Source organism: Azotobacter vinelandii CA (assembly GCF_000380335.1).
GTDB lineage: Bacteria > Pseudomonadota > Gammaproteobacteria > Pseudomonadales > Pseudomonadaceae > Azotobacter > Azotobacter vinelandii.
Map to the genome: position 1 here is coordinate 1,049,303 of NC_021149.1, position 21,665 is coordinate 1,070,967.

A 21,665-nucleotide genomic window follows, 5' to 3' on the forward strand; every position below is an offset into this window, starting at 1 on the left:
CGCACGCCCTTCCAGAGTCCGCCCCCGAAGGGGCGGACGGCGGCGGATTACCAGCAGATGCCTTCTGCGGCACCGGCGGTGCGCTGAGGCATGAAGCCGACCAGGTCGATGACCTTCTTGCCGGCCGGCACGTCCTTGGCCAGCTTCTCGAAGCGCGGATCGGCGTTGCCGAGAACGATGACGTCGGCTTCCGCGACGACCTTGTCCAGATCGGACTGCAACAGGGCGGAGACGTGGGGGATCTCGTTCTTGATGTAGTGGCCGTTGGCGCCGTGGTCACGGGCGTACTCGACGTTGCTGTCGAAGATGCTCAGCTTGAAGCCCTTGCCGATCAGCATCTCGGCCAGCTCGAGCTGGGGGCTTTCGCGCAGGTCGTCGGTGCCGGCCTTGAAGCTCAGGCCGAGCAGGGCGACCTTGCGCGAGCCGTGCTTGTCGATCATGTCGTAGGCTTTCTGCACCTGGGCGGCGTTGCTGCGCATCAGCGAGCTGATCAGCGGCGCCTCGATGTCCCACAGGTGGGCACGGTAGCTGAGGGCGCTGACGTCCTTGGGCAGGCAGGAACCGCCGAAGGCGAAGCCGGGGCGCATGTAGTACTGGGACAGGTTGAGCTTGTTGTCCATGCAGACCACTTCCATCACCTCGCGGCCATCGACGCCGGCGGCCTTGGCGATGTTGCCGATCTCGTTGGCGAAGGTGACCTTGGTCGCGTGCCAGACGTTGCAGGTGTACTTGATCATCTCGGCGACGGCGATGTCCTTGCGGACGATCGGGGCGTCGAGTTCGGCGTAGATGGACGCCAGGGCGTCGCCCGAGGCCTTGTCCAGCTCACCGATCACGGTCATCGGCGGGAAGTTGTAGTCCTTGATCGCGGTGCTCTCGCGCAGGAACTCGGGGTTGACCGCCACACCGAAGTCGACGCCGGCCTTCTTGCCGGAGAACTCCTCGAGAATCGGAATGACCACGTTGTGCACGGTGCCCGGCAGCACGGTGCTGCGCACCACCACGGTGTGGCGTTCGGTCTTGTCGCGCAGGGCGGAACCCATCTGGCGGCAAACTTCCTCGATGTAGTCGAGCTCCAGGTCGCCGTTCAGCTTGCTCGGCGTGCCGACGCAGAGCATGGACAGCTCAGTGGCGAGGACCGCTTCGGTCACGTTGGTGGTGCCGCGCAGGCGGCCGGTCTTCACGCCCTCGGCCAGCAGTTCTCCCAGTCCCGGCTCGACGATGGGGGATTTGCCCTGATTGATCATGTCGATCTTGGCGGCGGAAATATCCACGCCGACCACTTCGTGCCCACGTCCCGAAAGACAGCCGGCGCATACTGCACCTACATAGCCCAGTCCGAAAATGCTGATACGCATTGCGTTCACCTCGTCCTTATTTAACGAAAAGTCGACGACTAAAACCCTTGGTCGTCACATTGCCGGCGGCCTTCAAGGGAAATTTGCAGGCCGAATTATAGTCAATAAAATGTCGTGCCAAATGAGCTGGCGTTAAAAGGCAGGTTGCAAGGGATGCTTTATAACTGCTCAAGCGATCCATGTTCGGTTCGTCATGGGCCGCCCGCTTTCGCGGGTCGCTATCTTTTTGCCATTACAGCATCCAATTCATTGTAGTGATTGGTTCCTGGCTTGTATGGTCCTTCCATGGGTTACGATTGTGGGCTCGAATAGTTGCAGGCCTAAGAAATACTTTCTCCGAAATAGTTCCCTGGCCTCGTTCCCTGGCAGCAGCCTTTTCGGCAGTTTGCCAGCACGCGTCCCCTTCGCTCCATACAGAGTGCTGGCACTTGGAGAAGTTCCCTGGCCATCCCTTGGCCAGTGTGGAATAGGTGAATTTTTTTGTTTTTGCCGCTTGTTGGATGTCGTTTTGATATCAATTGGGTGGCGATTCATTGCTAAAAGATGGCCATTGGATATCTAATTGACATCACGCGATGTCAGTCGACTAGGGCCTGTTAACACTACTCCGCGCGGCCGCGACGGAGCCTGTTTTTGCGCGGGGTTAGGCGCGAGGAGAGAAGTTTGGTCATTCCAAACGAACGACGAGTAACGACGCTCCGCGCAAAAACGGGCCCGTCCCTGCGGGTTGCGCGGCAAATGGCGCCATGCGTCGTTGCGGGACTTGGCAAGGGAATGCCATTCCCTGCGTCCCGCGCCTCGCCTGGCGCCATTTGCCGCAGCAACGCGGCTCGCGGAGAGTAGTGTTAACAGGCCCTAATATTCTTCCAGGTCTTTGGAACTTTTCGAAGGAAGGGAAAATCCTGCCGGCAGCAATGGGATTGCCGTAGTGGCTATAAGCCTTTGATGGCTATGTGATATTCATGGTCCGGAGCGGGGCATTCTCCCGCGGGGCGATCACCTCCGCCAGGCGGCGCCTTCTCCATGCCGGCGAGGCAACAGCCATGGAACGACTTCGCCGGATTGTTTCCGCCGGAAGCGGACGATGAAAAAGAGGATAGTGAAAGACGAATTGAAAAGACGGCCGCTGCCTTTCTTTCCGGCAGGGCCGCCTTTATATATTGCGGAGTGAAATGGCTATCTGCGAAAGAGCGGCCTAGCCGGTGCGACCGAACAACAAGGAAACTACGAAGAGGATCAGAAAGAGCGCGAAAAGTATTTTGGCGATACCGGTGGCGGTTCCTGCTATACCGCCGAAGCCGAGTAGTCCGGCAATAATGGCGACGACAAGGAATATGATTGACCAAGTTAACATGTCATGTTCCTTCTCTTGCGGATGTGATGACTACCCTTCATTAGATATCCGAAGACTCAAAAGATCCATCGCGGTTGGGGTACCAGCAGCGTGTGATGGCTAATACCTTTGGGAACAGTGGCTTGATGGTCGTTCACGGAGCGCAGGGTCGGCAGGCTCAGAGAGCTTTGCTGTGCGGGACTCGAGGCACTTTTTTCGAGAGGAAGATCGTTTCCACTATATATGGCCGCTCCCACGGCCAGGCTCAAGATAATGCCGACGGAGAGGCTTTTACCACGCAGAACAGAATGGATCTTGCCGTGTCTCATGGTTGACAATTCCTCGGTCGTTTCGTGCGTTGTGTGTTACCGCCCGGTTCTTTTCATTGAAGCAAGCGACGCGCCAAGCCCGGAAGTTCCGATATTGTCCGTCATTTCAACGGCATATCCCGGTCGGCCGGGAACGCTTGTGTTGCAGGGTGCGGGATTCGCGCTGGTCAGGTTATGCAATTTGCACGAAGCGATGGGAGCCGTCGTTCCGCTCAGTGCGTCTGGAAGAGGGTCCAGGTCGATACGAACAGAGCGGCGATCACCGGGCCGATGACGAAGCCGTTGAGGCCGAACAGGGCCAGCCCGCCCAGCGTCGATACCAGGACCAGGTAGTCCGGCAGGCGGGTGTCCTTGCTCACCAGGATGGGTCTCACGATGTTGTCCACCAGGCCGATGATGAAGATGCCGCAAGCCGTGAGCAGCACGCTCTTGAGGATCGCGCCGCTGAGCAGGAAATAGATGGCCACGGGGGCCCAGACGAGTCCCGTTCCCAAGGCCGGCAGGAACGACAGGAAGGCCATGGCGACCCCCCAGAGCAACGCCCGAGGAATGCCCAGCAGGGCGAATATGACGCCGCCCAGGCTGCCCTGGATGACCGCGACGACGAGGCTGCCCTTGATGGTGGCCTGCACCATGCCGGTGATGCGCTGGAACAGGCGGGACTTCTTCATTTCGCTGAGGGGTATGGCTTCCCTGATCCGGGCGACCAGCGCAGTGCCGTCGCGGAGGAAGAAGAACAGCAGGTAGAGCATCACGAAAAAGCCGAGGATGAACTGAAAGGTGTTCTGGCCGATGTTGAAGGCCTTGGTGGCCAGGAGCTGGCTGCCCTGCATGGCGATGTTGGCGATCCGGTCGCGCAGGTCGTAGCGGCTGTCCAGACCGAAGCGGGACATCTGTGCCTGCAGCGGCTCCGGAAGCTGCGCCTTGAGACCCTCGAGCATGCCGGCGAAGTCGATCCGGCCCGCCTCGATCTCGTTGTAGAGGGTGGCGCCTTCCTGGATCAGCAGCATGGACACGATGGTGATGGGCAGGACGGCGACTACCACGCAGACGATCAGGGTCAGCAAGGCCGACAGATTCGGATGGTTGCCGAGGTGCCGCTGCAGGCGGATCTGCAGGGGATGGAAGAGAATGGCCAGCACCGCCGCCCAGAAGATGGCGCCGTAGAAGGGCAGGATGATCCAGACGAAGGCCACCGAGATCAGCACCAGCAAAAACAGGAAGACCCGGTATTCGAAGCGGGGATTGATCATCGGATATCAGGCCATGACCGGTCGCGTCGCAGGGAAGGTTCCGGCTGCCCGCGCGATGATGTTGCGGGCTTCGTCGCGAAGTCTGCCCGCGACGTGGCGGGACCAGGAACGGACGGCAGCGTTCCGATGGGTTTTTTTGCGATAGGGGTCGAGCGCTTCTTCTTCGCGTCCCTTCTCGTTCTGCGCATTTCCTGGCGTCCGTTGCCGGCCGGCGACATGCCGGGGCGATCGCCCCGCATGCCGCGACCCTGTTTTCGGTTCGTGATTCGAAAGGGAGTGTTCCCCCTTTCGAGCCTTTGTCGGGATGGGCGGTTACCTAGCTCTTGCGGCTGCCCTTATCCTGATCTTCCTGCCGGGACTGCCCGCGGTTTTCCTGTTTGCCGCCCTGGCTGCCCTGCTGGCCTTCGGCGCGCTTGCCTTCCTCGATCAGTTCGCGGACCCGCTGGCCGCCTTTGTGGCCGAGTTCGGAGTAGCCTTCCGGGCCGAGTTGCTCCTTGCGGGCCTCGCCGCCCTTCTTGCCGAGTTCGGAGTAGCCTTCCGGGCCGAGCTGCTCCTTGCGGGCCTCGCCACCCTTGTGGCCGAGTTCGGAGTAGCCTTCCGGGCCGAGCTGCTCCTTGCGGGCCTCGCCACCCTTGTGGCCGAGTTCGGAGTAGCCTTCCGGGCCGAGCTGCTCCTTGCGGATCTCGCCGCCTTTCTGGCCGGCCTCCCGTACGCTCATGGAGCCTTTGTCCTTGCCTTGACCGGAACCAGAGCCGCCTTGACGTGAAGTTGCCATGATAATGCTCTCCTGATTGTTTCGGACTTGCATACAGGGCCTGGTTGTCTACCGCTCCCTGTCCAACCGATCCAGTTCCGTTGGTGTGCCGTTCGTGTATTTACCGCCTATTTTTCGCCCCTGGCTTTTTTTCCTTCCTGGATGAGTTCACGAACGCGTTGCCCACCTTTATGGCCGAGTTCGGAATAGCCTTTCGGGCCGAGTTGTTCCTTGCGCGCCTCGCCGCCCTTGCGGCCGGCCTCGCTTACACTGATCGAACCTTTTTCGTTAGCCATGACCTCACCTCTTGGTTCAGCGACTTCCTGGGAATTTCCTTCGCTCTTCTTTTATGTATGGCGTCACGTATGTGCGCGCCATCCTGCGGGCCACCCCTATGGCCCAGTTGCTGATAGAACTCGTGTCCATGAGATACGGAACTTCCTTTCCTGCCAGCCCGGCTGGCGCCCGGGCCGCTTTCGGCTTTACGCATGGCCCATCTCCCATTCGATACGGCCCATCCGCGGCCACAACCGTTCTCCGGGGCAGAAGGTGCGCTTGTCGGAGCCGGCCACCGTGCGGAAGAAGTTCCGCTTGTGTGCATGCGAAGTCTGGCAGCCGGAAAATACCTGCTCGGGAAACAGTTGCTAGTTTCGATGGCGGATGACCACCAAGGTTTCCCTATGCCGACGAATGGCCGTCGATGTCCTCCCGATTGCACGGTTATTGGCGAAGAGTTGCCAAAAGTTGTAGAACGCCTGCCCGGGAAAGTTGCCGGAAGTTAACTTCCGCAGTATGGGGGACAGGCACTCAGGCGTGTGACCGCTAGTTTTCGAAAGAGCGACTGCGGGGCAGGCCGGATGGAATGACTTGGCGCGCGGAAGTTGCTTCGGTCGTTCTCCGGCGAGATGTGGCGTGGCGAAAAGGCGGAGCCGTTTCGCTCCGCCTGCCGCCCGCGGCTGTCAGTGATAGCCTTCGCCGTGCCGCACCTTGCCGCGGAACACGTAGTAGCTCCAGGCGGTGTAGCCGAGGATGACGGGGATGATCAGCAGCGCGCCGACCAGCGCGAAGCCCTGGCTCTGCGGCGGCGCGGCGGCGTCGCGGAGGCTGATCGAGGGCGGGATGATGTTCGGCCACAGGCTGATGATCAGGCCGCTGTAGCCGAGGAAGACCAGCGCCAGGGTGAGCAGGAAGGGCCGTACCTGATCGTCGTTCGCCACCGAACGCAGCAGGGCCCGGATGCTCAGCAGCACCAGCAGCGGCACCGGCAGGAACCAGATCAGGTTGGGCAGGCTGAACCAGCGCCGGGCGATGGCCTCGTGGGCCAGCGGCGTCCACAGGCTGAGGATGCCGATCACCGCCAGCAACGCCAGGGCCAGCGGCCTGGCCAGAGTGTGCATGCGTCGCTGCAGGGGACCCTCGGTCTTCATGATCAGCCAGGTGCAGCCGAGCAGGCTGTAGGCGACGACCAGGCCCAGGCCGCAGAACAGCGGGAAGGGCGCCAGCCAGTCGAGCGCAGCGCCGGCGAAGCGGCCGTCGACGACCGGGATGCCCTCGATGAAGGCGCCGAGGACCACCCCCTGGAAGAAGGTGGCGGCCAGCGAACCGCCGATGAACGCCTTGTCCCAGATATGCCGCCGCTCCTCGCGGGCCTTGAAGCGGAACTCGAAGGCCACGCCGCGGAACACCAGGCCGATCAGCATGAACACCAGGGGCAGGTAGAGCGCCGAGAGGACCACCGCATAGGCCAGCGGGAAGGCCGCGAACAGCCCGGCGCCGCCGAGCACCAGCCAGGTTTCGTTGCCGTCCCAGACCGGCGCCACGGTGTTCATCATCACGTCGCGGTCGCCGGCGTCCTTGAAGAACGGATAGAGCATGCCGATGCCCAGGTCGAAGCCGTCCATCACCACGTACATCATCACGCCGAAGCTGATGATCACCGCCCAGATCAGGGGAAGATCGATGCCCATTTGCTCAGCTCCTCGCGCTCGGTGCGCCTTCGTCCAGGCCTTCCTCGGGGGCGGATAGCGGCCGCGCCGGCGTGCGCGGCCGGCCCGCCCCGCCATGGGCGGGCTCGCGGCCCTCGTCGGTTTGCGGCCCCTTGTGCACCAGGTGCAGCACATAGCCGAAGCCGACGCCGAACACCGCCAGGTAGACCACCACGAACAGCGCCAGGCTGATGCTCATCTCGGTCACGCCGTGCGCCGAGACCGCGTCGCGGGTGCGCAGCAGGCCGTGGACCACCCAGGGCTGGCGGCCGATCTCGGTGGTGAACCAGCCGGCGAGGATGGCGAGCAGCCCGGACGGCCCCATCAGCAGCGCCATGCGCAGGAAGCGCCGCGACTGGTAGAGCCCGCCGCTCCGGCGCAGCCACAGGCTCCACAGGCCGGTGGCGATCATCAGCAGGCCGAGGCCGACCATGATGCGGAAGGTCCAGAACACGACGGTCGAGTTGGGCCGGTCCTGCGGGGCGAACTCCTTCAGCGCCGGGATCGGCTCGCTCAGGCTGTGCTTGAGGATCAGGCTGCCGAGTACCGGAATCTCCACTGCGAAGCGGGTTTCCTCGCGCTGCATGTCCGGCCAGCCGACCAGGATCAGGGGCGTCGGCTCGCCCGCGCGGTTCTCCCAGTGGCCCTCGATGGCGGCGATCTTCGCCGGCTGGTGCTTCAGGGTGTTGAGGCCGTGGAAGTCGCCGATCACCGCCTGCAGCGGGGCGACCAGCAGGGCCATCCACATGGCCATGGAGAGCATCTTGCGCAGCGCCGGGTTGTCGTGGCCGTGCAGCAGGTGCCAGGCGGCCGAGGCGCCGACGAAGAAGGCGGTGGCCAGGTAGGCGGCGACCGCCATGTGCAGCAGGCGATAGGGGAAGGAGGGGTTGAAGATCACCGCCAGCCAGTCCACCGGGATGACCTTGCCGTCGACGATCGCGTGGCCCTGCGGGGTGTGCATCCAACTGTTGGAGGCGAGGATCCAGAAGGTCGAGATCAGGGTGCCGATCGCCACCATCAGCGTGGCGAAGAAGTGCAGGCCGGGGCCGACCCGGTTCAGGCCGAACAGCATGACGCCGAGAAAGCCCGCTTCGAGGAAGAAGGCGGTGAGCACCTCGTAGGCGAGCAGCGGGCCGGTGACGCTGCCGGCGAAGGTGGAGAAGTTGCTCCAGTTGGTGCCGAACTGGTAGGCCATGACGATGCCGGAAACCACCCCCATGCCGAAGTTCACCGCGAAGATCTTCAGCCAGAAGTGGTACAGGTCGAGGTAGACCTGCTCGCGGGTCTTCAGCCAGAGCCCTTCGAGCACCGCCAGGTAGCTGGCCAGGCCGATGGTGATCGCCGGGAAGAGAATGTGGAAGGACACGGTGAAGGCGAACTGGATGCGGGCCAGGTCGAGTGCTTCCCATCCGAACATGACAAGTCCTCCCGGAGCGGCGGCAAGGGGGTCATGCTGTTTGGAGAGGCTCGGCGCCGCGACGTTCAATGGTTTTTTCCGTTCCCGGCAAACGGGCAGGGGGCGGCTGCCGGGCCGCTCACCCGGACGGGTAGGGGATGATCGAGATCTTGCCGTTCTTCTCGAGAATCGCGTACTTGATCTGCGCCATCCGCTCCAGCCCCTGGGTCTGGCGCGCCACTAGGAGAATGTCCTCCTCACGCAGCCGGGCCTCGCGCAGGCGTTTCCTCAGGGGGCGGCCATCCTCGACGATCAGCGTCGAGGTGCCCTCGATCAGCGTGTCGAGCCGGGCGAACCTGAGCTTGAGAAAGGACAGGCCGACATCGATGACGATCAGGGTGACGATCACCAGGATCGCCTTGGTGAGCGAGAAATCGTCGCCCAGCAGGGCCTGCTGCGTCGCCTCGCCGATGATCAGCAACAGCAGCAGGTCGAAGTTGCTGATGTCCGCCAGGGTGCGCCGGCCGGCGATCTTGAACAGGACCAGGAGGAGCGCATAGACCGCGGCGGCTCGCAGAACGGCGTCCATCGTCACCTCTTCAGGGGTAGATGAATTGGCTGAAGATCACCCGTTCGCCCTCGAACCAGGCCGAGTTGGTCACCAGCCCCGGGCTCTCCGGGCGGATGGTCAGGTAGAGGGTCAGGCGACCCCGTTCGTCGGCCTGGCCGACGAGTTCCAGCCCGCCTTCGTGGCTGCGTGCGAACAGGGGCTGCGGCTGCAGGCTTTCGATCGTATGAGTGCGCAGGAGGGCCCGGTCGATGCGCAGGGTCGCCAGGGCCGAGGGGCGGGTCCGGGCCGTGAGGACGATCCGGCTGCTGGCGCCATTGCGCAGAAAACGCTCGTATTCCACGCTCAGCCGCTGTCCGGGGCCGCTGCTGCTGTGCCGGCTGAGCGGACCGTCGGAGAACAGGCCGGTCAGGGCCAGGAGCACGAGGACGAGCAGGACGCCGAAGCCGATCCGCTCGAACCTCCAGGTCTTGCGCTGGTAGGCGATCCGGTCGGCGATCGGCTGGCTGCGCGGGGCGAAGTCGTCCCGCTGCGCGGCGTCCGCTGGTGTGCGTGGCTTGCGGGCGTCTGGCGAGGCGTCGGTCATGGCGGTGGCCCGTATTGCTGCTTGATGAGTCCGACCGTCGTTTCCCGGTTTTGTCCCGCCGGGCGGCCGCGGCATCCGCACCGGGCGGGAGTTCCGCCGGGCCGCACGGCGGTGGAATCCGACGCTGCGCTAGAACTCGAAAAAACGGGTCGAGTCTGCTGAGGGGAGGGTACGCGAGAGGGAGGTTTCCCCCGCGCGTCCGTTCGGGTCGCATTCCATCCACCTGTTATTCCCGATGCAAGGTGAACGTCATGACCGAAAACGAACAAACCCTGCCGCCGCAGCATCAGGACCGACGTCCAGGCAAGGAAAGCGCGATGCATCCGCGGCCGGCATACAGGGCCGAGGATTACAAGGCCGCCGGCAAGCTGGAAGGCAAGGTCGCGGTGATCTCCGGCGCCGACAGCGGCATCGGCCGCGCCGTGGCGGTGGTCTTCGCCAAGGAGGGGGCCGATGTCGTCGTGCTGTATCTGGATCAGCCGGAAGACGCCGAGGAAACCCGCCGCGAGGTCGAGAAGCTCGGCCGGCGCTGCCTGACCCTAGCCGGCGACGTGGCCGATGCCGACTTCTGCCGCCAGGTGGTCGAGAAGACCATGCAGCAGTGGGGATGTCTGGATGTGCTGGTCAACAACGCCGGGGAGCAGCATCCGCAGGAACGGCTCGAGGACATCGGCGAGGAACAGTGGGAGAAGACCTTCCGCACCAATATCTTCGGCATGTTCCAACTGACCAAGGCGGCGCTGCCCTCGATGCGGGAGGGCGGCGCCATCATCAACACCACCTCGGTCACCGCCTACAAGGGCCATCCCAAGCTGATCGATTACTCCTCCACCAAGGGAGCGATCACCGCCTTCACCCGTTCCCTGTCGGCCAATCTGGCGCCGCTGGGCATTCGCGTCAATGCAGTGGCGCCGGGGCCGATCTGGACCCCGCTGATTCCTTCCACTTTTAGTGAGGAGGAGGTGGCGCACTTCGGCGCCTCCACGCCGATGAAACGTCCCGGGCAGCCGGAGGAAGTGGCACCGGCCTACGTGTATCTCGCCTGCAACGATTCGTCCTACGTGACCGGACAGGTGCTGCACGTGAACGGCGGAACGGTGGTCAATGGCTGAAGCGGGGCCGGGCAAGTGCCGGGTAGCCGCTCGGCACTTGTGTCCCGTGTCGGGAGCGTTGCCTGGCTTTTGCTGGCGGGGGAGGCGCTGGCGCTGGGGCCGCATCAGCGTGGCCGTGGCCGATACCCACGTGCGTGCCGACAGGCATCGGCTTGGCCGAGAGCCCATCGCCCTCGGCCCTGCGTCGCGTACTGCCGGCAGCCTTAGCGCTTGGCGGCCACGTCGGGGGTTTCGGAACGGCTCAGGAACTGAGTGGTGAGTTCCGGCAGGTGGTTCAGCAGCCAGTCGGCCATGGCCTGTTCCTGCATCAGGATTTCCTGGGCGATCCGCTTGGTTTCCGCGTCGCCGGCCATTTCGGCGGCGGCGATGATGATCCGGTAGGAGGCGATCTCCATGTTCTCGAAGATATAGGAGCCCATCGCGCCCTTGACCACTTCATCGCTCATGGCCACACCGCCGAGACCCTGTCCGAAGGCCACGATCCTGGCGGCCATGTCCTTGAAGGCCGAAGGGCTGCTCCCCAGGCGATTGATACAACTTTCTATCTGGGTCTTCTGCCAGCGGGTTTCTTCGATGTGCTGATCGATACGTACCTTGAGTTGGGGATAATTCTCGATGCGATCCGACATGGACGTCAGCATACTTTCCGCTTGTTGTTCCATGGCGTGGGCATCGCGAAGCCAGTCAAGCAGATTTTCGTGAACGGTTGCCATTTGAGAATCTCCTTGCCAAGGGAACGGAGTGTTCACTGGGTAGAATCCGCCCGATCTTTGAAAGTTCATCCCGGCTGACGGGTGGAAAAGCAGTAGGCGTTCATCGAGTTGGCGTAATGCCCTGTATTGCAGGGGCTCGGCTGGCTATCTGCAAACCCAGAACTCTATCCGGCCATGCAAGTCGTATTATTGCCGGCGCATGCCGTTCTTTGTCTGGCGACCTCATATATGAAACATTTCTCAAGAGGTAAGATGCCATGATGGGAATATATAAAGCCTTCGTTGCCAGTATATTGCTCGCTGTATTCGGCAGCTTGTATGCCGCCGATACGATGGAGGCCGATGATTTCGTCGACGAGGCTTCGGCGAAGGGAATAGCGGAAATAGAGAGCGGCAAACTTGCCCTGGAAAAGAGCACTTCCTCGGATATCAAGGCCTTTGCCCAGCAGATGGTCGACGAACATACCGCGACGAACGAACGACTGGCGCAGATCGCCCGGAGCAAGAATCTGGAGGTGGCCGACGAGGCCGAACTGATGAGCAAGGCCAAGAAATGGATTCTGCAGTTGCGCGAAGGCGAATCCTTCGATGAGGCCTATGCCAAGAACCAGGTCGCCTCGCACGAAAATACCGTCCAGTTGTACCGCAGAGCCGCGCAGGACCTGGAGGACCCGGAACTCAAGGCTTTCGCCGGCAAGACCCTGCCGGTGCTGGAACATCATTGGGAGGAGGCCAGGCAACTGGCGGCCAGCCACGGCAAGCGCGACTGAGCGGGTTCGCGGCCGTACCGGGAGTCCGCCCGTTTCCGTGGCCGGCCGGTCGTTTCGCGGCAAGGATGGCGTCGGACGGGCAGATTACCTGTACGGCCGCTTCGGCGGCGCCCGCGCTGTCTCGCCGTTCGTCCCCGGTCGTTCCGCCGTCCGTCGGCCCACCCCTGTCCTCCGGCCTGCCGGGCAAGCGCCTGGAGATGATCCGCTTTCCATAAAATCCGATACTTGCGTGCCGTCGGTCGGTACCCCGGGGCGCATCCCGGTTCGTGTACGGATGTTCGGATAGAGGCAAATACCACGGCATTTGTTGTAATTTTCCTGACAGATTGCTGCTTCGTCCCCGAGCTTTGCTTCCGTTCCCCGCCTCCGACACGGCCTGTCCGGCCGCCCTCCAGGAAAAACGCTACCGGGCGTTTGCAACTACGCTGAAGGCCTGACCTTGGCACCATGAACACACGTGAGGGGGAGAATGAAACCAACGACGGAAGTCACCGGCCGCATTCTCTTGGTGGATGACGATCCGGTAATACTGCGCACGTTCCGTTCCTGTCTCGAAGAGCGTGGCTACAGCGCGATGAGTGCCGGCAGCGGGCCGCAGGCGGAGGCGCTGTTGCAACACCATGTCTTCGATCTGTGTTTCCTCGATCTGCGTCTGGGCAGGGAAAACGGCCTATCGATACTGCAGCGCCTGCGCAGCCAGGCGCCCTGGATGCGGGTGGTGATAGTCACCGCCATGAGCGCCGTGAACACGGCGGTCGAGGCCATAAAGTCCGGCGCCTCGGACTATCTGGTCAAGCCCTGCAGCCCCGACCAGCTATGCCGGGTCACGGCCAAGCAACTGGAGACCGGCCCGCTGGCATCGCGCCTGGAGGCGCTGGAGGGCGAGTTGCGCCAGGCCGGCGATGCCTTCGGCTCGGACAATCCGACGATGATGGCGGTGCTGGAGACCGCCCGGCAGGTGGCGGACACCGACGCCAATATCCTCGTTCTCGGCGAATCGGGAACCGGCAAGGGCGAGCTGGCGCGCGCCATCCATGGCTGGAGCCGGCGGGCGAAAAAGCCCTTCGTGACCATCAGTTGTCCTTCGCTGTCCGCCGAGCTGATGGAGAGCGAGATGTTCGGGCACAGCCGCGGCGCCTTCACCGGGGCCACGGAGAGCACCCTGGGGCGGGTCAACCAGGCCGACGGCGGTACGCTGTTTCTCGACGAGATCGGCGACTTTCCCCTGTCCCTGCAGCCCAAGCTGCTGCGCTTCATCCAGGACAAGGAGTACGAGCGGATCGGCGATCCGGTGACCCGCCAGGCCGACGTGCGCATCCTCGCCGCCACCAACCTCGATCTGGAGGCCATGGTGCAGGCCGGGCGCTTTCGCGAGGACCTGCTGTACCGGATCAACGTGATCACCCTGCATCTGCCGCCGCTGCGCGAGCGTTCCGAGGACATCCTCGTCCTGGCCGAGCGTTTCCTGCGGATGTTCGTCAGGAACTACGGGCGTCCGGCGCGCCGCTTCGGCGAGGCGGCGCAGGCGGCCCTGCTGGGCTACCACTGGCCGGGCAACATCCGCGAGCTGCGCAACGTGGTGGAGCGGACCAGCATCATCTGTCCGCAGGAGGTAATCGGGACGAGTCACCTGGGACTGGGCGAGCAGCCGGGTGGCAGCGTGCCGCGGGTGGGCATGCCGCTGCGTCTCGAGGAACTGGAGAAGGCCCATATCACCGCGGTGCTGGCGAGCAGCGAGACCCTCGAACAGGCCGCCAGGACGCTCGGCATCGATGCTTCGACGCTGTATCGCAAACGCAAACAGTATGGCCTGTGAAGTGCGGCGCGGCGCCTTGCAGGCCGCATTGGCGACATCGGGCATGGTCTTGTCGGGCCGATCGTCCGCAGGGACGTCCGAAAGGCGCCCCGCCCGTCTCCGGGCGAGGCTCGCCTGGAGGTCAACGGCCTTCCTTGCCGGCCTGTCCGCCGCCATGACTGCGCTGGCCGCCCTTGCGTCCGGCCTCGGAGGCTTTCTCGCGATCCTTGGCGAAGTTGCCGCCGCTGTTCCGACCTCCCTTGCGGCCGGCTTCCGAAGCTTTCTGGCGGTCGTTGGCGAAGTTGCCGGGGTTGCTGTTCCGGGTCATGTTCTTTCTCCATCTGAGGCTGAAGTTTTACCCAGCTCGCATGGATACTGAAATCACTCCGTTGCAGGAGTTCCTCGGCTTCCAAGGCAATGGCGAATGATGGACAAACGGTAGGGAATACGGAACTTCCGGCGTTCCGCCATATTCGAACTTACACTCATCCGGATATCGGGTGGCACGCTGTTTTCGGCCATGCCGGCAGCCTGGCATGGAACAGGGAGTCCGCAACGGATCGGGAAGCGCCGCCATGCCCTGGCTTCTGGTTGTGCATATCGTTTTCCTGTTGGTCTGGTGCGGGACCCTGCTCTATCTCCCGGCCCTGATCGCGGACAGCTACGGCGCCGACTTCGATCCCTCCCGCGAGCCCGGCGTCCTGCCGCCCCGGCGGCTGTTCAATCTGCTGGCGACTCCGGCGGCGCTTCTCACCATCGCCAGCGGCACGCTGCTGTTTCTCGTGCAGGGCATCTTCGGCGTCTGGCTGGTGCTCAAGCTGACCGCCGTGGCGGTCATGGCGATTTGTCATGTGGTGTGCGGTGCGCTGATCCTGCGCCTGGAGAGCGAGCCGCGCAGCGGGGTGGCATTCCCCTGCGTGGTCCTGGCGGCGACGTCCGCGCTGGCCGTGCTCTGCGCTGTCTGGCTGGTGCTGGCCAAGCCTGACTGAGGAGGTTTCCGCCATGCTGGATTCCGGCCTGCGCTCAACTTTCCACATCGACCCCCACCGCGTGCTCGTAGACCAGGCGCCCGCCCAGCCAGGCGGCCAGCACGATCAGCAGCGCGGTCAGCGCGGACAGGTACAGGCCCCAGGGGAAGATGTGCTCCACGGCGAGATGGCGCTGCAGCCAGTTCAGCGAAGCCAGCGAGAGCATCATCACGGCGAGGAGGGCATGGCACCAGCCGGTGACCAGGCGGCGGATCCGGCGCACGCCGAACAGGTCGATCATCCCGGCGATGCTGGCGATCCAGCCGCCGAAGGCGCCGATCCCCGACAGCCACAGGCTGGCCCGCGCCCAGAAGGGGTCGCCGCTCAGCAGGTAGCCGAGGTCGCTGGCGAGCAGTCCGACCAGGGCGGCGACCGGAAAGTGGATCATCATCGGATGCAGCGGATGGCCGCCCAGGGCGGCGCGGCTGCGGATGGTCTGCTCGGGCATCGAAACCTCCTGGGCGGAAAAGGGCGGCGGGCCGCATGCGTTCATTTGACCGCCATCAGCCCGGCAATGCTCCTGGCCGGCTGCGGCGGGCCGCAGTCCACGCTCGCCCCGGACGGGCCGGCGGCACAGGCGGCGGCCTGGCTGTGGTGGGGCATGTTCGTCTGGTTCGGCCTGGTGCTGCTGCTGGTCGCGAGCCTCTGGCTGGTGGCCTGGCGCCGCCGGCCGCGTAGCTACGACGCCGAGCAGGCCCGCCAGGTGGGGCTGCGCTGGATTCTCGCCGGCGGCGTGCTGCTGCCGGGGCTCAGCATCCTGGTACTGCTGGCCTTCGGCATTCCCCTCGGCCTGCGCATGCTGCCCCTGCCGCTGGGCGGACCGCCGCCGTTGCGGATCGAGGTGACCGGGCATCAGTGGTGGTGGGAGGTGCGCTACCCCGAGACCGGCGTGGTCACCGCCAATCAACTGATCCTGCCGGTCGGCCAGCCGGTGGACCTGGAGCTGGCCAGCGCCGACGTGATCCACGCTTTCTGGGTGCCGCGCCTGGGCGGCAAGCTGGACATGCTGCCGGGGCGCCGCCTGACCATGCGCCTGCGGGCCGACCGGGCGGGCCCCTACCGCGGGCAGTGCGCGGAGTTCTGCGGCTCCCAGCACGCGCACATGGTCCTGGCGGTCGAGGCCCTGGAAATGGCGGACTTCAACGCCTGGCAGGCGGCGCGCCGGGTCGAGCCGGCGGTCGCCCGGGAGCATGCCGCGGCGGTGCGGGCCTTCCGCCCCTATTGCGGCGAATGCCACCGGGTGGCCGGGATCAGCGACGGCCGCCGGGCCCCGGACCTCAGCGACGTCGGCGCGCGGCCCGGCCTCGGCGCCGGCACCCTGGAGATGGAGCAGGGCGCCATGCGCCGCTGGCTGCGCGAGCACCAGCGGCTCAAGCCGTACAACGGCATGCCGCGGCACGACCGGTTGCCCGAGGACACCCTGGATGCCATCGCCGCCTGGCTGGAGACCCTCGTCCCATGAACGACACCCGGAATCCCGAGCGACTGCACCAGGACTTCGAGGCCGTGTGGGGCAATCCGCGCGGCTGGCGGGCGCTGTCCGCCGTCAACCACAGCAGCATCGGCCTGCGCTTCATGGTCACGGGGACGCTGTTCTTCCTCATCGGCGGGCTGCTGGCGATGCTGCTGCGCGTCCAACTGGCGCGCCCCGATCTGCCGCTGATCGACCCCCGGACCTACAGCCAACTGTTCACCATGCACGGCTCGGTGATGATGTTTCTCTTCGCCGTGCCGATGGTCGAGGGGCTGGCCGTCTACCTGATCCCGAAGATGCTCGGCGCCCGCGACCTGGTGTTTCCGCGGCTCAGCGCCTTCGGCTACTGGTGCTACCTGTTCGGTGGCGTCATCCTGGTTTCCAGCCTGGCCCTGGGGCTGGCGCCGGCGGGTGGCTGGTTCATGTACGTGCCGTTGAGCGGCGATGCCCATTCGCCGGGGGTGAACCCGGATTTCTGGCTGCTCGGCATCACCTTCGTGGAGATTTCCTCGGTGGCTGGCGGCATCGAGCTGGTGGTGTCGATCCTGCGCAGCCGCGCGCCCGGCATGAGCCTCGACAGGATGCCGCTGTTCGCCTGGTACATCCTGGTGACGGGACTGATGATCGTGTTCGGTTTCCCGCCGCTGATCCTCGGCAGCATCCTCCTGGAACTGGAGCGCGCCGCGGGCTTCGCCTTCTTCGACGTCGCCCGCGGCGGCGACCCGTTGCTCTGGCAGCACCTGTTCTGGCTGTTCGGCCACCCGGAGGTCTACATCATCTTCCTGCCGGCGGCGGGCATCGTCAGCACCCTGCTGCCGGTGTTCGCCCGCCGCCCGGCGGTGGGCTACCGCTGGCTGGTGCTGGCGGTGATCGGCACCGGCTTTCTCAGTTTCGGCCTGTGGGTGCACCACATGTTCACCGTGGGCATTCCGCTGCTGGGACAGGCCTTCTTCTCCGCGGCCAGCATGCTGGTGGCGGTGCCCACCGGCATCCAGGTGTTCGCCTGGCTGGCGACCCTGTGGACCGGCCGACCGCTGTTCAACGTACCGATGCTCTGGCTGGCCGGTTTCCTGGTGATCTTCGTCGCCGGCGGCCTGACCGGGGTGATGCTGGCGCTGGTGCCCTTCGACTGGCAGGTGCACGACACCCACTTCGTGGTGGCGCACATGCACTACGTGCTGGTCGGCGGCATGCTCTTCCCGCTGGTCGCCGGGCTCTACTACTGGCTACCGCACTTCTCCGGGCGGCTGCCGTCCGCGCAACTGGGACGCTGGGGCTTCTGGCTGACCTTCGTCGGCTTCAACGCGACCTTCCTGGTGATGCACTGGACCGGCCTGCTCGGCATGCCACGGCGGGTCTACACCTACCAGGCCGGTCTCGGCTGGGACCTGCCCAACCTGGTTTCCTCGGTGGGCAGCTTCGTGATGGCCATGGGCGTGGTCATGGTGTTGCTGGACATCGGCCTGCATTTCCGCTTCGGCCGCCGCGCCGGCGACAATCCTTGGCGGGCCGACAGCCTGGAATGGGCCACCGCGCTGCCGCCGGCTTCCTACAATTTCGTCAGCCTGCCGGCCTGTACCGGCCGCCATCCGCTGTGGGAGAACCCGGCCCTCGGCCGGGGCATCGCCGAGGGGCGCCACGGCCTGTCGATCGTCGACCACGGTCGCCGCGAGACCTGGGGCAGCGACCCGCTGACCGGGCAGGTGCGCGAGATCATCCACCTGCCGGGCAATAGCTGGCTGCCGCTGTACGCGGCGCTGGTCCTGACGCTGGTCTGCCTGTCCCTGCTCAACGGCGCCTATGCCCTGGCCGGCGTGGCGGCGCTGGCGACCCTGGGCATCCTGTTGCGCTGGTCCTGGGTCAACGGCGCGCATCCCCTGGCGGCGCCGGACGAGCGTACCCAGCCGGGCGACCCGCCGCTGCATTCGCGCACCTTCGACGGGCCCGGCCTGTGGGGCATGGGCACCGCCCTGCTGGCCAACGGCGTGCTGTTCTTCTCGCTGATCTTCGCCTGGTTCTACCTGTGGACCGTGGCGCCGAAGTGGCGGCCGCCGGCGCAGTCGCCGCTGCCCGAATTGCCGCTGCTGCTCGACGGGCTGCTGCTCACCGCTATTGTGCTGGGCTTCCACCGACTGGTGCGGCGCCTGCGCCGGGGCGAGCAGCGCCGGCTGGAGGCGGGGCTCTGGACGCTCGCCGGACTGGGCCTGCTGCAGGCGGCGTGGCTCGCCCGGATACTCGTCGCGATGCCGCTGGCGCCCGCTGCCAGCGCCCACGACGCGCTGATCGCCACGACCCTCGGCTATCTGCTGCTGCACTGCGCGCTGGCGCCGCTGTTCAGCGCGCTGCAGGCCTGGCGGGTATGCCTGGGGCTGGTCGGCGAGCGGGCGCCCTACGAGCCGGCGGTGGTCCTGCAGTGGTGGGATTACTGCCTGCTGGTCTTCTGGGTGAGTTACTTCGCCCTGGTGCTGTTTCCCCGCGGGATCGGCGCATGAGGCCGGGGCATCCGCTGCAACTGGCGCTCGGGCTGATCGTCTGGAGTCTGTGGCTGGTCGCCGTGTACGCCGGATTGTCGCTGGGCTGCCTGTCGGTCCGGCCGGACGCCGGGCTGGGCGTGGGCTCCTGGCTCAACGAACTGCTCGGTTTGCTCACCCTGCTCACCGCGGCCTGGCTGTTCGGCTGCGCCTGGCGGCTGTGGCGCACGCCGCCGCCGGTGCTGGCGGCGCGGCGCTTCGTGGTGCGGGTCGGTGCCTGGGTCCACCTCCTGGCGGCCGTGGCCACGCTGTTCGTCGGCCTGCCGATCATGGCGCTGCCGCCATGCCTCTGAGCGGCCTGCTGCTCCTGCTGCTGCCGGCCGGCGCGCAGGCCCACGGACTGTTCGACGAAGGCCTCGGCCAATTGCTGGGCGAGCGCCTGCCGGTGCTGCTCGGCGCCGGGCTGCTGGCCGCCGCCTGGATCGGCTACGAAGGCGGCTGTCGACACCGTCCGGCGGCGCGGCGCCGGCGTGCGCTGCTGCACGGGGGCTTGCTGCTCGCCGCCCTCAGTCTTTTCGGCCCCCTGGACGAGGCCGCGGAAAGCAGTGCCGCCGCGCACATGGCGCAGCACATGCTGTTGATGCTGGCCGTCGCCCCGTTGCTCGCGCTGGCCCGGCCACTGCCGCAGTGGCACGCCCTGTGCGGCCCACGCCTGAAGAGCCTGTGGCACGGCCCGCTGCGCCTGGCCCGCCGGCCGCTGGCCTGCGCGGTGCTGCACGGCGCGCTGATCTGGATCTGGCATGCGCCGGGAGCCTACCGGCTGGCGCTGGACAACCTCTGGTGGCACTTCTTCGAGCATGCCTGCTTCCTGTTCAGCGCCTGGCTGTTCTGGTGGTCGGTGCTGCACGCCGGGCCGCGACAGCAGGGCCAGGCGCTGCTGGCCCTGCTGCTGACCAGCATGCACACCGGCCTGCTCGGCGCCTTGCTGAGCTTCGCCCGGGTGCCGCTCTACCGCGAGGCCGGCGATCTGGGCGACCAGCAACTGGCCGGCTTGCTGATGTGGGTGCCGGGCGGCCTGGTCTACCTGTGCGCCGCCCTCTGGTGCGGGCAGCGCTGGTGGCGACGCCTGCTGCGCCGGCTGCCCGGCCATGACCGGCAGGCTTAGGGCACGACGGGGCCGGACACCTCGCGCCCTTGCTGCCAGACCGCTTCGATCTTCTCGCTGTCGGCGATCGTCTGCGAAGGATCGCCGGCGACCACCAGCAGGTCGGCACGCTTGCCGGGCGCGATCACGCCGCGGTCGTCCAGCCCGAGCAGGGCGGCGGCATTGCCCGTCGCCAGGGCGATCGCCTGCAGCGGCGTCAGGCCGGCGTCCACCGCCAGTTGCAGTTCGCGATGCTCGGCGAAGCCGGGGATGCGCAGCGGCGTGGCGCCGGAATCGGTACCGAAGCCCACCTTCGCTCCGGCCTCGACCAGGCGCTTGAGATTGGCCTGGTTGGTCTTCACGCCCTGTTCCCAGATCGCCAGCTTCTTTGGGTCGGCCAGCGTCTGCCGCCGCCAGGCCGGATCGTCCAATTGCGCCGCCAGCGCCGGTTGCAGTGCCTGGCGGAAGAAAGGTGTCCGGGTCCATTCCGGTTGGGTGGCGAAAATGTAGAAGGCTTCGTCCAGATCCAGGGTGGAGATATACCAGGCGTCCCTGGCCTTGATCGCCTCGATCAGTTCGTCGTCCAGCGGCAGGTCGCGCACGCCGTGGGCGAGGATGTCGGCGCCGGCGGCGATCAGTTTCTTGGCGTCGTCCAGGTAGTAGACGTGGGCGGCCACGCGCAGTCCGTGCGCGTGCGCCTCGTCGATGACCGCCGTGTAGATTTCCGGCTTCATCTTGTAGGCGAGGGTGTGGTTGAAGTCGTCCACCCAGATCTTGATGAGGTCGGGCTTGCGGGCGGCCATCTCGCGCACCGCCGCGCGCGCCTCTTCCACGGTGGCCGGCCGGTACAACTGGTCGGGCGCCACGTTCATCGGCGGTGCGCCCTCCGGCACGCCGATGCCGCGGTCGGCGCCGAACAGGTCCGCGCCGACGCCGATGCCCGCGCGCGCCTCGTCGCGCAGTCGCTGGAACAGCGGGCCGTTCAGGCCCAGCGAGGTCACCGTGGTCACCCCGTAGCGCTGGAACTGGCGCAGTTGCCGCTCGATGTTGCCGCGGTTGTAGTTCTGCGGTCCGGCGCCGGTACCGTCGGTCATGCCCAGGTGCGAGTGGTTGGAGATCAGCCCCGGCAGGACGCTCCTGCCCGACAGGTCCAGCTCGCGGGCGCCTTCCGGCAGCGTCACCTGCGCGTCCGGCCCGACGGCGGCGATGCGCTCGTCCTCGATCAGGATCGTGCTGTTCTCGCGCGGAGCGCTGCCGGTGCCGTCGATCACCCGCACATGGCGCAGTGCGACGCTGTCGGCGGCCGCGCCGAAGCTGGCCGCCAGCCCGGCGGCGAGAAGCGCGCCGGCGAGGCGGCGACGGGAGGTTCGCTTGGGGGGAGTCGTCATGTGTCTTTCCTTGTTGTCGGCGGTCCTGATGCTCGGGCATTCATTTCGTGTCCGGCGCCTCGTTACCATTCGCCGGTAGCGCTTCGCCGGGGGATTCGACCGCCGGGGCGATCGGGAAGTTGCCGCCGGGCCTGGCGGGGCGCGGCAGCGGAGAAGGGCTTCGGGACGAGCGCCCCGGGCGGCGGAGGGCTTGGCTGCGGACAGAGAG

Annotated in this window: 21 protein-coding genes; 8 read left to right on the plus strand and 13 right to left on the minus strand. The window is 65.6% G+C overall.

Going from position 1 to position 21,665, the window contains the following annotated elements; translation table 11 throughout:
* Positions 1 to 47: 47 nt before the first annotated feature.
* The 9 genes from AVCA_RS04950 to AVCA_RS04990 all read right to left on the minus strand — a co-directional run bounded on the left by AVCA_RS04950 (position 48) and on the right by AVCA_RS04990 (position 9,562).
* Positions 48 to 1,358 (minus strand): nucleotide sugar dehydrogenase, encoded by a 1,311-nt coding sequence (locus AVCA_RS04950; protein ID WP_012699749.1) that lies wholly within the window; start codon positions 1,356 to 1,358, stop codon positions 48 to 50.
* A 1,195-nt stretch (positions 1,359 to 2,553) separates the two neighbouring features.
* Positions 2,554 to 2,712 carry a DUF1328 domain-containing protein gene (locus AVCA_RS24395; protein ID WP_012699750.1) on the minus strand — a complete coding sequence of 53 codons (159 nt, stop codon included), beginning with the start codon at positions 2,710 to 2,712 and terminating at the stop codon, positions 2,554 to 2,556.
* Between the two features lie 520 nt (positions 2,713 to 3,232).
* A complete protein-coding gene (locus AVCA_RS04960; protein WP_012699752.1) occupies positions 3,233 to 4,273 on the minus strand; it encodes an AI-2E family transporter in 1,041 nt (346 codons plus the stop codon).
* Positions 4,274 to 4,589: 316 nt separating this feature from the next.
* Complete coding sequence (locus AVCA_RS04965) at positions 4,590 to 4,991, minus strand: KGG domain-containing protein (RefSeq protein WP_012699753.1); 402 nt, start codon at positions 4,989 to 4,991, stop codon at positions 4,590 to 4,592.
* Between the two features lie 164 nt (positions 4,992 to 5,155).
* The gene (locus AVCA_RS04970) at positions 5,156 to 5,323 is read right to left on the minus strand and encodes a hypothetical protein (RefSeq protein WP_012699754.1); all 168 of its coding nucleotides are present in this window, start codon (positions 5,321 to 5,323) and stop codon (positions 5,156 to 5,158) included.
* A 663-nt stretch (positions 5,324 to 5,986) separates the two neighbouring features.
* Positions 5,987 to 6,994, minus strand: a complete 1,008-nt coding sequence (gene cydB, locus AVCA_RS04975; protein ID WP_012699756.1) for a cytochrome d ubiquinol oxidase subunit II — start codon at positions 6,992 to 6,994, stop codon at positions 5,987 to 5,989.
* A 4-nt stretch (positions 6,995 to 6,998) separates the two neighbouring features.
* On the minus strand, positions 6,999 to 8,429 hold the full coding sequence (locus AVCA_RS04980; RefSeq protein ID WP_012699757.1) for a cytochrome ubiquinol oxidase subunit I: 1,431 nt from the start codon (positions 8,427 to 8,429) through the stop codon (positions 6,999 to 7,001).
* Between the two features lie 118 nt (positions 8,430 to 8,547).
* Positions 8,548 to 8,997 carry a DUF421 domain-containing protein gene (locus tag AVCA_RS04985; protein WP_012699759.1) on the minus strand — a complete coding sequence of 150 codons (450 nt, stop codon included), beginning with the start codon at positions 8,995 to 8,997 and terminating at the stop codon, positions 8,548 to 8,550.
* Between the two features lie 10 nt (positions 8,998 to 9,007).
* A complete protein-coding gene (locus AVCA_RS04990; protein WP_012699760.1) occupies positions 9,008 to 9,562 on the minus strand; it encodes a hypothetical protein in 555 nt (184 codons plus the stop codon).
* Positions 9,563 to 9,813: 251 nt separating this feature from the next.
* Here AVCA_RS04990 and AVCA_RS04995 point away from each other — a divergent pair, with 251 nt between their 5' ends.
* Positions 9,814 to 10,674 (plus strand): SDR family oxidoreductase, encoded by an 861-nt coding sequence (locus tag AVCA_RS04995; RefSeq protein ID WP_012699761.1) that lies wholly within the window; start codon positions 9,814 to 9,816, stop codon positions 10,672 to 10,674.
* A 203-nt stretch (positions 10,675 to 10,877) separates the two neighbouring features.
* Here AVCA_RS04995 and AVCA_RS05000 read toward each other — a convergent pair whose 3' ends face one another.
* On the minus strand, positions 10,878 to 11,387 hold the full coding sequence (locus AVCA_RS05000; protein ID WP_012699762.1) for a ferritin-like domain-containing protein: 510 nt from the start codon (positions 11,385 to 11,387) through the stop codon (positions 10,878 to 10,880).
* A gap of 257 nt (positions 11,388 to 11,644) precedes the next feature.
* Here AVCA_RS05000 and AVCA_RS05005 point away from each other — a divergent pair, with 257 nt between their 5' ends.
* Both AVCA_RS05005 and AVCA_RS05010 read left to right on the plus strand, forming a co-directional pair.
* Positions 11,645 to 12,157 carry a DUF4142 domain-containing protein gene (locus AVCA_RS05005; protein ID WP_012699763.1) on the plus strand — a complete coding sequence of 171 codons (513 nt, stop codon included), beginning with the start codon at positions 11,645 to 11,647 and terminating at the stop codon, positions 12,155 to 12,157.
* Between the two features lie 469 nt (positions 12,158 to 12,626).
* A complete protein-coding gene (locus AVCA_RS05010; protein WP_012699764.1) occupies positions 12,627 to 13,973 on the plus strand; it encodes a sigma-54-dependent transcriptional regulator in 1,347 nt (448 codons plus the stop codon).
* Between the two features lie 121 nt (positions 13,974 to 14,094).
* Here the strand turns inward: AVCA_RS05010 and AVCA_RS05015 are convergent, their stop codons facing one another.
* The gene (locus AVCA_RS05015; RefSeq protein ID WP_012699765.1) at positions 14,095 to 14,280 is read right to left on the minus strand and encodes a con-10 family general stress protein; all 186 of its coding nucleotides are present in this window, start codon (positions 14,278 to 14,280) and stop codon (positions 14,095 to 14,097) included.
* Between the two features lie 247 nt (positions 14,281 to 14,527).
* Here AVCA_RS05015 and AVCA_RS05020 point away from each other — a divergent pair, with 247 nt between their 5' ends.
* Positions 14,528 to 14,941 (plus strand): CopD family protein, encoded by a 414-nt coding sequence (locus AVCA_RS05020; protein ID WP_012699766.1) that lies wholly within the window; start codon positions 14,528 to 14,530, stop codon positions 14,939 to 14,941.
* 34 nt (positions 14,942 to 14,975) lie between these two features.
* Here AVCA_RS05020 and AVCA_RS05025 read toward each other — a convergent pair whose 3' ends face one another.
* Positions 14,976 to 15,473: a DUF2231 domain-containing protein gene (locus AVCA_RS05025; protein WP_012699767.1), complete on the minus strand. Its 498-nt coding sequence runs from the start codon at positions 15,471 to 15,473 to the stop codon at positions 14,976 to 14,978.
* Between the two features lie 21 nt (positions 15,474 to 15,494).
* On the opposite strand from AVCA_RS05025, the gene coxB reads away from it, so the two are divergent.
* Genes coxB through AVCA_RS05045 form a run of 4 tightly spaced genes read left to right on the plus strand, consistent with a single transcriptional unit; the run spans position 15,495 to position 20,090 of the window.
* Positions 15,495 to 16,442 (plus strand): cytochrome c oxidase subunit II, encoded by a 948-nt coding sequence (gene coxB / locus AVCA_RS05030; RefSeq protein WP_012699768.1) that lies wholly within the window; start codon positions 15,495 to 15,497, stop codon positions 16,440 to 16,442.
* On the plus strand, positions 16,439 to 18,946 hold the full coding sequence (gene ctaD, locus AVCA_RS05035; RefSeq protein WP_012699769.1) for a cytochrome c oxidase subunit I: 2,508 nt from the start codon (positions 16,439 to 16,441) through the stop codon (positions 18,944 to 18,946). Before coxB ends, ctaD begins: the two co-directional genes overlap by 4 nt.
* Positions 18,943 to 19,278, plus strand: coding sequence for a hypothetical protein (locus tag AVCA_RS05040; protein WP_012699770.1), 336 nt, complete (start codon positions 18,943 to 18,945; stop codon positions 19,276 to 19,278). Before ctaD ends, AVCA_RS05040 begins: the two co-directional genes overlap by 4 nt.
* Positions 19,269 to 20,090, plus strand: coding sequence for a cytochrome c oxidase assembly protein (locus tag AVCA_RS05045; protein WP_012699771.1), 822 nt, complete (start codon positions 19,269 to 19,271; stop codon positions 20,088 to 20,090). The genes AVCA_RS05040 and AVCA_RS05045 overlap by 10 nt, the downstream gene beginning before the upstream one ends.
* Here AVCA_RS05045 and AVCA_RS05050 read toward each other — a convergent pair.
* On the minus strand, positions 20,087 to 21,457 hold the full coding sequence (locus AVCA_RS05050; protein ID WP_012699772.1) for a metal-dependent hydrolase family protein: 1,371 nt from the start codon (positions 21,455 to 21,457) through the stop codon (positions 20,087 to 20,089). The two genes, AVCA_RS05045 and AVCA_RS05050, sit on opposite strands and share 4 nt — an antisense overlap.
* Positions 21,458 to 21,665: the final 208 nt, after the last annotated feature.